The organism is Vogesella fluminis (assembly GCF_014652335.1).
In the GTDB taxonomy this organism is placed as follows: Bacteria; Pseudomonadota; Gammaproteobacteria; order Burkholderiales; family Chromobacteriaceae; genus Vogesella; species Vogesella fluminis.
On record NZ_BMYP01000009.1, the window covers coordinates 63,099 to 78,457 of the forward strand.

At 67.6% G+C, this 15,359-nt stretch carries 12 protein-coding genes; all 12 read left to right on the forward strand.

What is annotated here, in order from left to right; all coding sequences use genetic code 11:
- Positions 1–5: 5 nt before the first annotated feature.
- The 12 genes from IE083_RS05025 to grxC all read left to right on the forward strand — a co-directional run bounded on the left by IE083_RS05025 (position 6) and on the right by grxC (position 15,283).
- On the forward strand, positions 6–983 hold the full coding sequence (locus IE083_RS05025; protein WP_189352534.1) for an ABC transporter ATP-binding protein: 978 nt from the start codon (positions 6–8) through the stop codon (positions 981–983).
- Entirely contained in the window at positions 980–1,954 is a 975-nt protein-coding gene (locus IE083_RS05030; RefSeq protein ID WP_189352535.1) for a peptide ABC transporter ATP-binding protein, read from the forward strand. Before IE083_RS05025 ends, IE083_RS05030 begins: the two co-directional genes overlap by 4 nt.
- Positions 1,955–2,072: 118 nt before the next feature.
- Positions 2,073–2,618 (forward strand): pantetheine-phosphate adenylyltransferase, encoded by a 546-nt coding sequence (coaD, locus tag IE083_RS05035; RefSeq protein WP_047966854.1) that lies wholly within the window; start codon positions 2,073–2,075, stop codon positions 2,616–2,618.
- A gap of 85 nt (positions 2,619–2,703) precedes the next feature.
- Positions 2,704–3,651 carry a class I SAM-dependent methyltransferase gene (locus tag IE083_RS05040; RefSeq protein WP_189352536.1) on the forward strand — a complete coding sequence of 316 codons (948 nt, stop codon included), beginning with the start codon at positions 2,704–2,706 and terminating at the stop codon, positions 3,649–3,651.
- 132 nt (positions 3,652–3,783) lie between these two features.
- Entirely contained in the window at positions 3,784–4,149 is a 366-nt protein-coding gene (gene trxA, locus IE083_RS05045) for a thioredoxin (protein WP_189352537.1), read from the forward strand.
- Positions 4,150–4,337: 188 nt separating this feature from the next.
- Positions 4,338–5,600, forward strand: a complete 1,263-nt coding sequence (mltA, locus tag IE083_RS05050) for a murein transglycosylase A (protein WP_189352538.1) — start codon at positions 4,338–4,340, stop codon at positions 5,598–5,600.
- Positions 5,601–5,631: 31 nt separating this feature from the next.
- A complete protein-coding gene (locus IE083_RS05055; protein ID WP_189352539.1) occupies positions 5,632–6,744 on the forward strand; it encodes an efflux RND transporter periplasmic adaptor subunit in 1,113 nt (370 codons plus the stop codon).
- Between the two features lie 15 nt (positions 6,745–6,759).
- Positions 6,760–9,873: an efflux RND transporter permease subunit gene (locus tag IE083_RS05060; protein ID WP_189352540.1), complete on the forward strand. Its 3,114-nt coding sequence runs from the start codon at positions 6,760–6,762 to the stop codon at positions 9,871–9,873.
- 112 nt (positions 9,874–9,985) lie between these two features.
- A complete protein-coding gene (hemE, locus tag IE083_RS05065) occupies positions 9,986–11,047 on the forward strand; it encodes a uroporphyrinogen decarboxylase (RefSeq protein ID WP_189352541.1) in 1,062 nt (353 codons plus the stop codon).
- Positions 11,048–11,406: 359 nt separating this feature from the next.
- A complete protein-coding gene (locus IE083_RS05070) occupies positions 11,407–13,581 on the forward strand; it encodes a primosomal protein N' (protein ID WP_229799608.1) in 2,175 nt (724 codons plus the stop codon).
- The gene (gene dacB / locus IE083_RS05075) at positions 13,582–14,961 is read left to right on the forward strand and encodes a D-alanyl-D-alanine carboxypeptidase/D-alanyl-D-alanine endopeptidase (protein ID WP_229799609.1); all 1,380 of its coding nucleotides are present in this window, start codon (positions 13,582–13,584) and stop codon (positions 14,959–14,961) included.
- Between the two features lie 64 nt (positions 14,962–15,025).
- On the forward strand, positions 15,026–15,283 hold the full coding sequence (gene grxC, locus IE083_RS05080) for a glutaredoxin 3 (RefSeq protein WP_189352542.1): 258 nt from the start codon (positions 15,026–15,028) through the stop codon (positions 15,281–15,283).
- Positions 15,284–15,359: the final 76 nt, after the last annotated feature.

A 15,359-nucleotide genomic window follows, 5' to 3' on the forward strand; every position in this document is an offset into this window, starting at 1 on the left:
AAATCATGAGTCTGTTGCAAATCAAGAACCTCTCGGTCGAATTCGGCTCCGAGAAAAACCCGTTCCGCGCCGTGGAAGGGCTGGACCTGTCGGTCGACCAGGGCGAGATCGTCGGTATCGTCGGCGAATCTGGCTCCGGCAAGTCGGTGACCATGATGGCGATGATGGGCCTGCTGGAAGGGCAGGGCCGCATCGTCGCCGACGAGCTGAGCTTCGACGGCAAGAACCTGCTCACCATCAGCGCGCGGGAACGCCGCAAGATCGTCGGCAAGGACATCGCCATGATCTTCCAGGATCCGATGACCTCGCTGAACCCGAGCTACACCGTCGGCTACCAGATCATGGAAGTGCTCAAGGTGCACCAGGGCCTGCGCGGTGCGGCGCTGAAGGCGCGTGCGCTGGAACTGATGGAGCTGGTGGAGATTCCGGCGGCGAAGACCCGGCTGGAGGCCTATCCGCACCAGCTGTCCGGCGGCATGAGCCAGCGCGTGATGATCGCGGTGGCGCTGGCCTGTAACCCCAAGCTGCTGATCGCCGACGAGCCGACCACCGCGCTGGACGTCACCATCCAGGCGCAGATCATGGACCTGCTGGTCAACCTGCAAAAAGAACGCAATATGGCACTGCTGATGATCACCCACGATCTGGCGGTGATTGCCGAGGTGGCGCACCGCGTGGCGGTGATGTACGCCGGCCAGGTGGCCGAGGAAGGCACCGTGCCGCAGCTGTTCCGTCACCCGGTGCATCCGTATACCCAGGCGCTGCTGTCCTCCATTCCGGAGCACAGCAAGGGCGCACGCCGGCTGGTGACCCTGCCCGGCATCGTGCCCGGCCAGTACGACCGCCCGAGCGGCTGTCTGCTGTCGCCGCGCTGCCCGTACGTGCAGGAACGCTGCCGCAACGAGCGTCCCGGCATTACCGCGCACGAGCATGGTGCCGTGCGTTGCTTCTACCCGCTGTTCGAGAAGAAGGAGGCCCCATGAGCCAGACTGTATTGCAGGCTCGCGACCTGACCCGTCACTACGAGGTGTCGCAGGGCTTCATGAAACCGAAGGCCGTGGTCAAGGCGCTGAACGGCGTGTCGTTTGAACTCAAGGCCGGCAAGACGCTGGCGGTGGTCGGCGAATCCGGCTGCGGCAAGTCCACGCTGGCACGGCAGCTGACGCTGATCGAGGCACCGACCGCCGGTTCGCTGGTGCTGGACGGCGTCGACATCGCCCATGCCGGCAAGGCCGAACTCAAGGCGCTGCGCAGCAAGGTGCAGATGGTGTTCCAGAACCCGTACGCCTCGCTCAACCCGCGGCAGAAGGTCGGCGACCAGCTGGGCGAGCCGCTGCTGATCAACACCAAGCTGACGGCAAAGGAGCGCGAGGACAAGGTCAAGGCGATGATGAAGCGCGTCGGCCTGCGCCCCGAGCACTACTACCGCTACCCGCACATGTTCTCCGGCGGCCAGCGCCAGCGTATCGCCATCGCGCGCGCCATGATGCTGCAGCCGCAGATCGTGATCGCCGACGAGCCGACCTCGGCACTGGACGTGTCGATCCAGGCGCAGGTGCTGAACCTGTTCATGGACCTGCAGGAAGAGTTCAACACCGCCTACGTGTTCATCTCGCACAACCTGGCGGTGGTGGAGCACGTCGCCGACGACCTGATGGTGATGTACCTCGGCCGCGCGGTGGAGGTGGGCAGCAAGGAAACGATCTACGCCAGGCCACTGCACCCCTACACCCAGGCGCTGCTGTCGGCGACACCGTCGATCTATCCGGAAGACCGCAGCATCAAGATCAAGATCCACGGCGAGCTGCCCAGCCCGCTCAACCCGCCGAGCGGCTGCGCCTTCCACAAGCGCTGCCCCTACGCGACCGAGCTGTGCGGCAGGGAAGTGCCGCAATTGCGCACCCTCGAAGGCCGCGAAGTGGCGTGCCATCATGCGGAAACCATCAACGCCTGATATTCTGCAAGAGAGTGCCGCACCGGCGTGATGCGTTAGCGCACCGCGCCGGTGCTTTTATTTTTGCAATGCAGCAAAAATTCCTTGTCCACCATCCCCAGCCACGCTACATTCCGCCATGACAAACAGTCGCAAAGGAAAGCATCAATTGAAGCGCGCCGTCTATGCCGGTAGTTTTGACCCGGTGACCAACGGGCACTTGTGGATGATACGCGAGGCCGTGGAACTGTTTGACGAGGTGGTGGTGGCCATCGGCGTCAATCCGGAAAAACATTGCACCTTCAGTGTGGACGAGCGTCTGGACATGCTGCGTGCGGTGACGCGCGGCTTTTCCAAGCTGCGGGTCGAGGTGTTCGAGAACCAGTTCCTGGTCAACTACGCGCAGAGCATTGAAGCCAACTACATCATTCGCGGCATCCGCACCGCCAGCGACTACGAGTACGAGCGCACCATGCGCTACATCAATTCCGACCTGCACGCCGACATCACCACCATCTTCCTGCTGCCGCCGCGCGAATACGCCGAGGTATCCTCCACCATGGTCAAGGGCCTGATGGGGCCGCAGGGCTGGGAACAGATGATCCGCCAGTACGTGCCGGAACCGGTATACCGCCGCCTGGTGGCCTATCATGAACGGCAGCAGGCCGCGCTGAACAACGACTAGCCGTGCGGCCAACGTTGGCCGCAACGCACCGAATATTGGCGCCGGACATGTTCCGGCGTTTGGTTTTTATCGAAAAGGAAGTTGCATGGTTGACGTTTCCGCCTTTGCCAACCGGCTTGCCAAGAACTACAAGCACTACGCCAAATGGGCGCGCCGCAACGAGCTGGACGCCTGGCGCGTCTACGACCGCGACGTGCCGCAGTTTCCGCTGATCATCGACCTGTACGGCAAGCGTATCCACCTGCAGGAATACGACACCGGCTGGCAGATCGCCGACGATGAGTACGTGGCGTGGATCGCCGCGGTGCAGCAGGCGATCAGCGACATCACCGGCGTACCGCTGTGGAACATCGCGCTGAAGACGCGCCGCCGCCAGAAGGGCGAAAGCCAGTACGAGAAGACCGGCCGCGAGGGCGAGGACTTCGTGGTGGCGGAGCAGGGGCAGCGCTTCTGGGTGAATCTGGATGCCTACCTCGACACCGGCCTGTTCCTCGACCACCGCAACACCCGCAAGCGGGTGCGCGACGAGGCCGCCGGCAAGCGCTTCCTCAACCTGTTCGCCTACACCGGCAGCTTCACCGTGTACGCGGCCGCCGGCGGCGCGGTGTCCAGCGAGACGGTGGACCTGTCCAACACCTACCAGGCGTGGAGCCGGCGCAATTTCGAGCTGAACGGCCTGGACCTCGCCCGCCACCAGCTGATCCGCGACGACGTGTTCCAGTATCTGGAAGACGCCGCCTTTGCCGGCAAGCAGTTCGACCTGATCGTGATGGACCCGCCCAGCTTCTCCAACTCCAAGAAGATGATGGACGAGCTGGACGTGCAGCGCGACCAGGTCAAGCTGGTCGACGGCGCGATGCGGCTCTTGGCGCCGGACGGCGTGCTGTACTTTTCCAACAACCTGCGCAGTTTCACGCTGGACGACAGGTTGGTCGCCGACTACGCGGTGCAGGACATCAGCGCGCAGTCGGTGCCGGAGGACTTCCGCAACAAGAAGATCCACCAGTGCTGGCGCATCCGCCATCGTCACTGATAGCGGCCGCCAATAGGCGGTATCGCGAAATTTAATGGCGGCCATCCCTTGCCTGGTCGCCGCCCAGCGACCATCTTGAACAGCAGCAAGGTTGGCCGCAGCGGCCGCCGCAAACGAATCCAAGGAGCCGTCATGGCCTATGTAAATGTAACTGCCGATACCTTTAACGATACCGTCGAGGGTGACGGCATGGTGATTCTCGACTTCTGGGCGCCGTGGTGCGGCCCGTGCAAGTCGTTCGGCCCGATCTTCGAGGCGGCGGCGGAAAAACACCCCGACATCGTGTTCGCCAAGATCAACACCGAGGATGAGCAGGAGCTGGCCGCCCACTTCAAGATCCGTTCCATCCCGACGGTGATGGCGCTGAAGGACGGCATCGTGGTGTTCCACCAGGCCGGCGCGATGATGGCGCCGCAGTTCGAGCAACTGGTGCAGGCGGTACGCGATCTGGACATGGATCAGGTGCGCGCCGACATGGCCGCCCAGGACCAGGGCTGAGCGGCGACGTGCGCATGGCCGGCTGCTGCGGCAGGCCATGCACCGGCCGGTGTACGGACACGGCGGCTGTCGTATTCACGACAGCCGCATTGTTTTTCCGGCTGCCGTTCCAGTACCATCCGAACTTTCCGGTGCCGCGCCGCTCTAGCACCCGTGCCTGTTCCGGGTTTTCCGAGAGTCCTGTTTCCATGCTGAACCGTTTACTGCTGAGCGCCAGCCTGCTGTGGCTGGCCGCCTGTTCCACCGTTTCCACCCTGCCGCCGTCGTCGCCCGCCGATAGCATCCGCTACCAGCCGGCCGCGTTCAGCCAGCTGCCGCAGTGGGACAGCTCGCTGGCCAGCGAGAGCCTGCTGGCGCTGCGCGAAAGCTGCCGCCTGCTGGCCGGCCGTCCGCAGTGGCAGGCGGTCTGCAGCGAGGCCGCGACGCTGGATGCGGCCAACGTTGACGGCATCCGCCGCTTTTACGAGAGCCGCTTCGTGCCGTGGCAGGTCAGCGAGGCCGGCAAGGATAGCGGCCTGATCACCGGCTACTACGAGCCGCTGCTCAGCGGCAGCCGCCAGCGCAGCGCGCAGACGCCGTACCCGGTGTACGGCGTGCCGCAGGATCTGTTGCTGCTCGACATCAGCGCGGAACAGCGCGCGGCCACGCAACTGGTGGTGCGCCGCAGCGGCGGCAACCGGCTGCAGGTGGTGGCGGGCAAGAGCCAGCCCGGCGCCGACGAGTTGCTGGTGACGCCGGCCGATTTCGTCATCGACAGCCGCACCCGCACCCTGAAGGGCCGCCTCAACGGTAACCACCTGCTGCCGTACTACAGCCGCGCCGAGATCAACACCGGCAAGGGCGTAGGCAGCGCGCCGGTGCTGGCCTGGGTGGAGGACGAAACCGAGCTGTTCTTCCTGCAGGTGCAGGGCTCCGGCCGCATCCAGCTGGAAGACGGCAGCTTTTTGCGGGTGACCTACGCCGAGCAGAACGGCCACCCGTACAAGTCGATCGGCCGCTGGCTGATCGACCAGCAGCAGCTGACACTGGCCGAGGCCAGCATGCAGGGCATCAAGGGCTGGCTGGAAGCCAACCCGCAGCGTCGCCGCGAGCTGTTCGACGTCAACCCGAGCTACGTGTTCTTCCGCACCCTGCATAGCAGCGGCGGCGGCCCGATCGGCGCGCTGGGCGTGCCGCTGACCGACGGCCACAGCCTGGCGGTCGATCCGCGCTACATCCCGCTGGGGGCGCCGGTGTACCTGGCCACCACCTGGCCGCTGGATGGCAGCCCCAAGCCGCTGACCCGGCTGATGCACGCGCAGGACACCGGCGGTGCCATCCGCGGTGCGGTGCGTGGCGATTTCTTTTTCGGCTTCGGCACCGAAGCCGGCATGTACGCCGGCCGCATGAAGCAGCAGGGCAGGTTCTGGCTGCTGTTGCCGCGCGGCATGACCCCGGCGCCGCGTCCCTGAGCCGCCACCAGATTCGAGAAAGCCTGTAACCATGACCCGCCCGATCCTGTTCCGAAGCATCTGCCTTGCCGCCGGCGTGCTGCTTGCCGCTTGCGGCCAACCGGCCACCAGCGGCCATGATGCCAGTGCCGCCAGCGCCGCGGCCGCCGCCCCGCTGCGCCAGCTGGCGCGCGGCGACGTGCTGCAGGCGACGCAGGCGCCGGTGGCCGCCAGCCTGCCGTTTACCGCCACCCTCAACGCGCTGACCAGCATCGAGGTCGCCGCCGAGATCGACGCCAGCGTGCGCGAGGTGCTGGTGCGCGAGGGCGAAAGCGTGCGCCGCGGCCAACTGCTGGCGCGGCTGGACGGCGAGACACTGCAGCAGGCACTGCTGGAGCAGCAGGCACAGCTGGCCAACGACGAGGCGCGGCTGCATCTGGCGCGGCTGAAGCGCGACAAGCAGCGCGAGCTGTACCAGCAGGGCTTCATTTCCAAGCTGGCGTTCGACGAGGTGGACAGCGAGTACCGCATCCGCGAAGGCGACGTCAACGCCCGCCGCAGCCAGCTGGCGCGCGCGCGCAAGAGCCTGGCCGATACCGCGGTGCACTCGCCGATGGACGGCGTGGTCTACGCCCGCCGCATCCAGCCGGGCGAGCAGGTCAGCCGCAACCAGAAGCTGTTCGCCATCGCCGACCTCAGCCAGCTGGAGGCGACCGCCAGCATCCCGGCGCGGCAGGTGGCGCAGCTGCAGTCCGGCCAGCGCGCGCACTTCCGCGTCGAGGGCGCCAGCGAGCCGTTTGCCGCGCAGCTGCTGCGTATCAACCCGGTGGCCAATGCCGGCAGCCGCACCTTCAATGCCTATCTGCGCGTCGACAACCGTGCCGGCCGGCTGCAGGCCGGACAGTTCGTCAGCGGCGAGGTGATCCTGCGTGAAATCAGCGACGCGGTGCGCCTGCCGCAGGCGGCGGTGCGCGATGCCGACGGCAGCGCGCCGTGGGTGATGCTGCTGGATGGCGACATCCTGCGTCGCCAGCCGGTCAGCGTCGTGCTGCGCAACGACAACGAGCGGGTGCTGGCGGTGCGCGGCGTCGAGGTTGGCCGCACGCTGCTGGCGGCGCCGCTGCTGGGGCTGAAACCGGGCGACCGCGTGGCGCTGCCGCGCTAAGGAGAAGGTGACACCATGTGGTTAACCCGCGTCAGCGTGCAGAACCCCTATCTGGCCGCCGTGATGATGCTGCTGTTGACGGTGCTGGGCCTGTTTGCCTGGAAGCAGCTGCCGGTGGAGGAGTTTCCCGATATCCGCTTCCCGGTGGCGGTGGTGTCGGCGTCCTATCCCGGCGCCTCGCCGGAGGTGATCGAGAGCGAGGTCACCCGCCCGCTGGAAGAGGCGGTCAACACCATAGGCGGCATCAAGCACATCCGTTCCTATTCCTTCGAGGGCAATGCCACGCTGGTGGTGGAATTCGAGCTGTCCACCGATGCGGCCGCCGGCCTGCAGGAGGTGCGCGACAAGATCGGCGCCGTACAGGGCCGGCTGCGGCGCGAGGTGAGCACGCCGACCATCTCGCAGATGAATCCCAACGACGAGCCGCTGATGTCCTACACCTTCAGCCAGCAGGACGGCTCGCAGCGCGAGCTGAGCAACTGGCTGGACAATGTGCTGAAGAAGCGGCTGCAGACGGTGAGCGGCGTCGGCGAGGTGAAGCTGACCGGTGCCAGCAAGCGCGAGATCCGCATCGAGCTGCAGCCGTACCGGCTGGAGGCGCTGGGGCTGTCGGTCAGCGAGGTGGCCGATGCCATCGCCGCGGCCAACCGTGATTTCCCGGCCGGCCAGGTCAGCAGCCAGCGCGACGAGCTGTCGGTGCGCGTCGCCGGCAAGCTTGTCTCGGTGGACAGTTTCCGCGAGCTGGGCATCGCCACGCGCCAGGGCGCGACCATACGGCTGGCCGACGTGGCCGAGGTGCGCGACAGCGAGGAAGAAAAGAACAGCATCAGCCTGATCGACGGCAAGCCGGCGGTGGGGCTGGACGTGCGCGCCGCGCGCGGCGCCAACGTGGTAGAAGTGGCCGACGCGGTGAAGGCGGTGATCGCCGAACAGCGGGCGCAGCTGCCGGCCGGCAGCGAGGTCAAGCTCACCTACGACAAGTCGGACGAGGTGCGCAAGTCGCTGCGCGGGGTGCAGCAGACGCTGCTGGAGGGCGCGCTGCTGACGGTGCTGATCGTGTTCCTGTTCCTCGGCAGCTGGCGCAGCACGGTGATTACCGGCCTCACGCTGCCGATCGCGCTGCTGGGCACCCTGTTCGCGCTGCAGGCGCTGGGCTTCACCCTCAACGTGATGACGCTGATGGCGCTGTCGCTGTCCATCGGCCTGTTGATCGACGACGCCATCGTGGTGCGCGAGAACATCGTGCGCCACGCCACGCTGGGCAAGGGCCACTACCAGGCGGCGCTGGACGGTACCAACGAGATCGGCCTCGCGGTACTGGCCACCACGCTGACCATCGTCGCGGTGTTCCTGCCGGTCGGCTTCATGGGCGGCATCATCGGCAAGTTCTTCCACCAGTTCGGCCTCGCGGTGACGGTGGCGGTGCTGATCTCGATGTTCGTATCGTTCACGCTGGACCCGATGCTGTCCTCGGTGTGGCACGACCCGCACCGCCACGGCGACCACCACAAGGGCCCGGTCGGCCGCGCGCTGGACTGGTTCGAGGCCTCGCTCGATCGCCTCGCAGACGGCTACGTGCGGGTGATCCGCTGGGCGCTGGCTCATCGCAAGACGGTGCTGGCCACGGCGCTGGCGCTGACCGTCGGCAGCTTCATGCTGGTGCCGGTGATCGGCGGCGAATTCCTGCCGCGTGCCGACAACGGTGACTTCCGCCTGTCGTTCAAGACCGCGCCCGGCTCGACGCTGGAATACACCGCCGCCAAGGCGCGCGAGGTAGAGGCGCAGCTGCGCAGTATTCCGGAGGTGAACACCGTCGACAGCAAGATCGGCGGCGGCCGCTTCGGCGCCGGCCGCAACGAGGCGCAGCTGACCATCGACGTCGGCGACAAGCAGTCGCGCCAGCGCGACCTGTTCCAGCTGATGGCCGCGGCGCGCAGCAGCGCGCAGCGGGTGGCCGGCATCGAGCTGGATTCGGTGCAGGAGCTGGGCCAGCACGGCCCCGGCGGCAAGCCGGTCAATATCGGCATCCGCGGCAGCGACCTGCAGGCACTGCGCGAGGCTACCGGCGCGGTGACGGCGGCGATCGCGCGCGTCAACGGCGTGCGCGACGTGCAGAGCAGCTTTTCCGACGCTGACCCGGCGCTGGACGTGCGCCTGGACCGCGACGCCGCCGCCTCGCTGGGCGTGGATCTCACCCGCGTCGGCAACACGCTGTCGGTGCTGCTGGCCGGCAGCACGGTGACGACGTGGGAGGCGCCGGACGGCGAAAACTACGACGTGCGGCTGCAGTTGCCGCGCGAGGGGCGCGAGGCGGCGCTGCTGGAGGTGCTGATGGTGCCTGGCGCGCGGCGCGACAACGGCGAGGCCAATATGGTGCCGCTGGCGCAGCTGGCGCGCATTGAGCCGGGCAGCAGCCCGCGCCAGATCGAGCGCACCGACCTGATGCGCGAGATCAGCGTCACCGCCAACATCAGCGGCCGCAGCGCCGGCGAGGTGTTTGCCGGCGTCGATGCCGCGCTGAAGCCGCTGCGGCTGCCGGCCGGGGTGGTGCTGTCGCAGGAGGGCGAGCAGAAGGACATGCAGGAATCGCTGGACTACGCGGTGCAGGCGCTGGCGATGGGCGTGATCTTCATTTATCTCATTCTCGCCGCGCAGTTCCGCAGCTTCACGTTGCCGGTGACCATCATGATGGCGCTGCCGCTGGCCTTCGTCGGCGTGTTCGCCGCGCTGTGGCTGTTCGGCTCCACGCTGAACATGTTCTCGGTGATCGGCATCATCATGCTGATGGGGCTGGCGGCGAAGAACGGCATCCTGCTGGTCGACTTCATCAACCAGAGCCGCAAGGAAGGCATGGCGCGGCTGGACGCCATCGTCGAGGCCGGCCGCGTGCGGCTGCGCCCGATCATGATGACCAGCCTGGCGATGATCTTCGGCATGCTGCCGCTGGCGCTGGCCAGCGGCGCCGGCTCGGAGACGCAGCGGCCAATGGCGCACGCCATCATCGGCGGCCTGATCACCTCCACCGTGCTGACGCTGATCGTGCTGCCGGTGGTGTACACCTACCTCGACGGCCTGCGCACGCGCATCCGCCGCCTGCTGGCGTACCTGGGCGGGGTGTCGCAGCCATGACCCTGCATGACGGAATGATGCAAAAAACATCGGGCAATGCCGCAGTCAAGTCAAGGCAGCGCCGCCGGTGCGGGGTATAATGCGGCCAACCTTTTCTGCCCGTATAGCCAACATGACCCAGCTCAAGAACGATACCTTCCTGCGCGCGCTGCTGAAGCAGCCGGTTGAATACACCCCGATCTGGATGATGCGCCAGGCCGGCCGCTACCTGCCGGAATACCGCGCCACCCGCGCGCGCGCCGGCAGCTTCATGGGTCTGTGCACCAGCCCGGACTACGCCACCGAGGTGACGCTGCAGCCGCTGGAGCGCTTCCCGCTGGATGCGGCCATCCTGTTCTCCGACATCCTGACGGTGCCGGACGCGATGGGGCTGGGGCTGTCCTTCGCCGAGGGCGAGGGCCCGCGCTTTGCCCGTCCGCTGCGCGACGAGGCGGCAGTCAGGGCGCTGCAGGTGGCACCGCTGGACAAGCTGCAGTACGTGTTCGACGCGGTATCCAGCATCCGCCGCGCGCTGGATGGCCGCGTGCCGCTGATCGGCTTCTCCGGCAGCCCGTTCACGCTGGCCTGCTACATGATCGAGGGCGCCGGCTCCGCCGACTTCCGCCACGTCAAGGCGATGCTGTACGGCCGCCCGGAACTGCTGCATCACATCCTGCGCATCACCGCCGACTCGGTGACCGCCTACCTCAACGCGCAGATCGATGCCGGCGCGCAGGCGGTGCAGATCTTCGATACCTGGGGTGGCGCACTGAGCCACGCCGCGTACCGGGAATTCTCGCTGGCCTACATGCAGCAGATCATCGCCGGCCTCAAGCGCGAGGCCGACGGCCGCCGCGTGCCGGTGATCGTGTTTACCAAGGGTGGCGGCCAGTGGCTGGAGCAGATCGCCGCCATCGGTGCCGACTGCGTGGGCCTGGACTGGACCACCGACATCGGCCAGGCGCGCGCCCGCGTCGGCGACAAGGTGGCGCTGCAGGGCAACTTTGACCCGAACGCGCTGTTCGGCAGTCCTGCGGCGATCGAGGCTGAAGCCGGCCGCATCCTGGCGGCTTACGGCCACGGCTCCGGCCACGTGTTCAACCTCGGCCACGGCATCTCGCAGTTTGCCGACCCGGAACACGCCGCCGCGCTGGTCGCCGCCGTGCACCGCCTGTCGCGTCCGTACCACGCCTGAGACACCACGCCGCTCACAGCCACCGCCTGCCGGCGGTGGCTTTTTTTGATGCATGAACAAAGCCTGCCGGCAAGGCTTGACAGGTGTCGCTGCAGTTGTTCCATGACTTATGCACACCAAGACGGGGCATTTTCCCGGCCTGTCAAGATGTATTGTCGAGGAAATATGAAATTTTTATAACTATCTGATTTTATTGAATTTAATATTTCAGATTAAAATTTGTGCAATCTAATGGAATGCCCGATTGACGCGCTTTTTGCCAACCGGCTCACCAGTTGTTCACAAAGTTATCCACAGTATCTGTGCACAGCTGGCGCCAAGCCGCGCCAGTGCTGGATTAGCGGGGAGTCCATCCCATCATGACGGCAATGCAGTCCATCCGCGTCTGGCTCGATGTGCCCCTGCGCGGTGCATTCACCTACCTGCATCCGCAGCCGCTGCCCAGCGGCCAGCGCGTCCGCGTCGCCTTCGGCAATCGCGAAATGTGCGGCGTGGTCGACAACAGCGTGCCGCCGCAGGTGCTGGACGAGGCACGCTGCAAGCCGATCCTGGCGGTGCTGGACGAGCTGCCGCCACTGCCGGAGGCGCTGCTGCAGCAAGTGCGCTTCGCCGCGCGCTACTACCTGCATCCGCAGGGGCAGGCGCTGTTCACCGCCCTGCCCACCGCGCTGCGCGAGCCGCGCGCGGTGACGCTGGCCGACCGCCAGTCCTACCGCCTCAATGCCGCCGGTCTCGCCGCCGAACCGTCGGCGCGCAGCACGGTGCAGCGGCAGCTGTGGCAGGCGCTGCAGCAGGCGCAATCGCGCGCCGCGCTGCGCCGCGTGCATCCGCAGGCGACGGCTTTTCTCAGGCAAAGGTTGGCCGCAGGCCACCTCGACATCCTGCCGTGGCAGGCGCCGCCCTTGCAGGTGGCCGCGGCGCTGACGCTGAACGACGAGCAGCAGGCGGCGCTGGACGCGGTGGCGGCCAAGCTTGGCCGCTTCGGCGCCTTCCTGCTGCACGGCATCACCGGCAGCGGCAAGACCGAGGTCTACCTGCAGCTGATCGCCCGCGTGCTGGCCGCCGGGCAGCAGGCGCTGGTGATCATTCCCGAGATCAACCTCACGCCGCAGCTGATAGCCCGCTTCGCGCAGCGTTTTCCCGCCAGCCACATCGTCTGCCTGCACAGCGGCCTGTCCGACGGCGAGCGGCTGCAGGGCTGGGTCGATGCCTGGCAGGGCGTCGCCGACATCGTGATCGGCACCCGGCTGGCGGTATTCACGCCGCTGCCGCGCGCCGGGCTGGTGATCGTCGACGAGGAGCACGACGGCTCGTTCAAGCAGCAGGACGGCCTGCGCTACCACGCGCGCGATCTGGCGGTATGGCGCGCCAACCAGGCGCAGGTGCCGGTGCTGCTGGGCAGCGCCACCCCCAGCCTGGAGACGGTGGCCAACGTCGAGGCCGGCCGCTACCACAGGCTGCTGTTGTCGGCGCGGGCGCACGGCAGCGCGCGGCTGCCGCGCATCAGGCTGGTCGACACCCGCCGCCTGAAGCTGGTGGATGGCCTGTCCGAACCGGTGATCGCCGCGCTGCAGCAGCGCTTGGCGCGGCGCGAGATGAGCCTGCTGTTCATCAACCGCCGCGGCTACTCGCCGGTGCTGGCCTGTACCGCCTGCGGCTGGACCTCGGCCTGCAAGCACTGCAGCGCGCGCATGGTGCTGCACCTGTCGGCGCGCCAGTTGCGCTGCCACCATTGCGGTGCGCAGCAGCGGGTGCCGTTGCAGTGCCCGGCCTGCGGCAATCCCGACGTGCAGCCGCTGGGCGAGGGCACGCAGCGGCTGGAAGAGGCGTTGCGCCGGCTGCTGCCGGAGGCGCGCATCCTGCGCATCGACCGCGACAGCACCAGCCACAAGGCGGCGTGGGATGCGGTGTACCAGCGCGTGCATGCCGGCGAGGTGGACATCCTGCTCGGCACCCAGATGCTGGCCAAGGGCCACGACTTCGGCGCGCTGTCGCTGGTGGTGGTGCTCGGCAGCGACGGCGGCCTCTATTCCGCCGACTACCGCGCCAGCGAGCGCCTGTTCGCGCAGCTGCTGCAGGTGTCCGGCCGCGCCGGCCGCGCCGAGCTGGCCGGCGACGTCATCGTGCAGACCAACTGGCCGGAGCACCCGCTGTACCTGGCGCTGATGCAGCATGATTTTGACGGCTTTGCCGCCAGCCAGCTGCAGGAGCGGCGCGAGGCCGGCTTCCCGCCGGCGGCCAGCCAGGTGATCCTGCGCGCCGACGCGCCGCAGTACCACGAGGCCGAGGCCTTCCTGCAGCAGGTGCTGGCGCTGTGCGGCGAGCTGCCGCCGCCGCTGTCCGTGTTCGGCCCGGCGCCGGCGCTGATGGCGCGCCTTGCCGGCCGCGAGCGCGCGCAGCTGACCTTCGAGGCGCCGCAACGCCCGGCGCTGCACGCCTGGCTGCGCGCGCTGTTGCCGCAGCTGGATGCACTGGCGCGCAAGGCGCCGCGCCAATTACGCTGGTCGCTGGATGTCGACCCGCAGGAGATCTGAGTGAGCTTACGTTTGATGATGGCCCTGCTGGCCGTCGCGCCGCTGGCGTTTGCGGCCAACCTTGGCGTGCTGCGCGCCGACGAGGTGGCGCTGTGGGCGGCGCCGGTGGAAGGGCGCACGGTGTTCGACGAGCACCGCGCCGATGCCGCGATGAACCCGGCCTCGACCATGAAGCTGGTCACCAGCTGGGCGGCGCTGAACCGGCTGGGGCCGGGCTACCGCTGGCGCAGCGAGCTGAAAAGCAATGCCGTGCTGGAAAATGGCGTGCTGCGCGGCGACCTGTACTGGATCGGCCGCGGCGATCCGCGTTTCGATTCCGCGCGCCTGACCGAGCTGCTGCGCCAGCTGCGCCTGCGCGGCGTACAGCGTATCGACGGCCAGCTGCTGCTGGACAAGCGCGCCTTCAGCCGCATCAGCAGCGCCGACGGCTTCGACGGCGACGCCGAGCGCGTGTTCTCGGTGCCGCCGGACACCCACCTGTCCAACCTGAAGGTGGCGTGGCTGCGCTATTTCTACGAGCAGGGCCGGCCACAGGTGGTGCTGGATCCGCCGCTGCCGGGTTTCCGCCTCGACAACCGCTTGCAGCCCGGCGTCGCCGCCAGCTGCGGCGACGTGCGCGAGTACGCCGAGGTCAGCGTCAGCGGCAACGGCATCCGCGTCAGCGGCAAGCTGCCGCCGGCCTGCGACGGTGCAGCCAGCTACGTCAACGTGCTGGATAACGACGGCTACGCCGCGCAGAGCTTTGCCGCCATCTGGCAGATGCTGGGCGGCGAGGGGCCGCGCGGCATCGCGCAGGGCAGCACCCCGCCCGACGCGCGCCAGCTGGTGCGGCTGGATTCCGAGCCGCTGCCGCAGGCGCTGAACGACATCAACAAGTACAGCAACAACACCATGGCGCGCAGCGTGTGGCTGACGCTGGGCGCGGAAAACCCGCACAGCGGTGATACCGTGGCCGATGCGCAGCTGGCGGTGCGCTCGCTGCTGCTGGAGCGCGGCATCGCCGCCGAGCCGCTGCAGCTGGAAAACGGCGCCGGCCTGTCGCGGCGCGAGCGCATCAGCGCGCGCCAGCTGGGCGCGATCCTGCTCGATGCCGCGCGCGGGCCGTATGCAGCGGAATTCATCGCCAGCCTGCCGCTGGCCAGCGAGGACGGAACCCTGCGCCACCGCTTCGCCGGGCTGGGGCCGCGCTTGCGGCTGAAGACCGGCACCCTCGGCGATACCCGCGCGCTGGCCGGCTACTGGCAGGCGCCGTCCGGGCAGCGGCTGGCGATCGTGGCGCTGCTCAATTCCGCGCGCGCGGCGCAGCAGCAGGGCGCGCTGGACGCGCTGGTCGGCGACGTGGTCGAGCGTTACGCGGCGCAGTTGCAAGGCCAGCCCTGAGCCTTGCCTTGGGCGCGGTAACTGGCCTTATAATCACCGTTTGTTTCAGCTTGAGGCCGTCGCCATGCAACCCGTTACCATGTACACCTCGGCCCACTGCCCGTACTGCATCCGCGCCAAGCAGGTGTTGGCCCAGAACGGCGTGACCGACATTGAAGAAGTCCGCATCGACCTTGACCCGCAGGCGCGCGACACCATGATGTCGCTGACCGGGCGCCGCACCGTGCCGCAGATCTTTATCGGCGACGTGCACGTCGGCGGCTGTGACGACCTGGTGGCGCTGCATTCGGCCGGCAAGCTGGATGCGCTGCTGGCCGGTTGACGCGCGCAGCTGTCATCATTTTCGTGCGATGATTCGCACTTGATTCCAACCCCGCGCCCGACGGCGCTACCGAGAT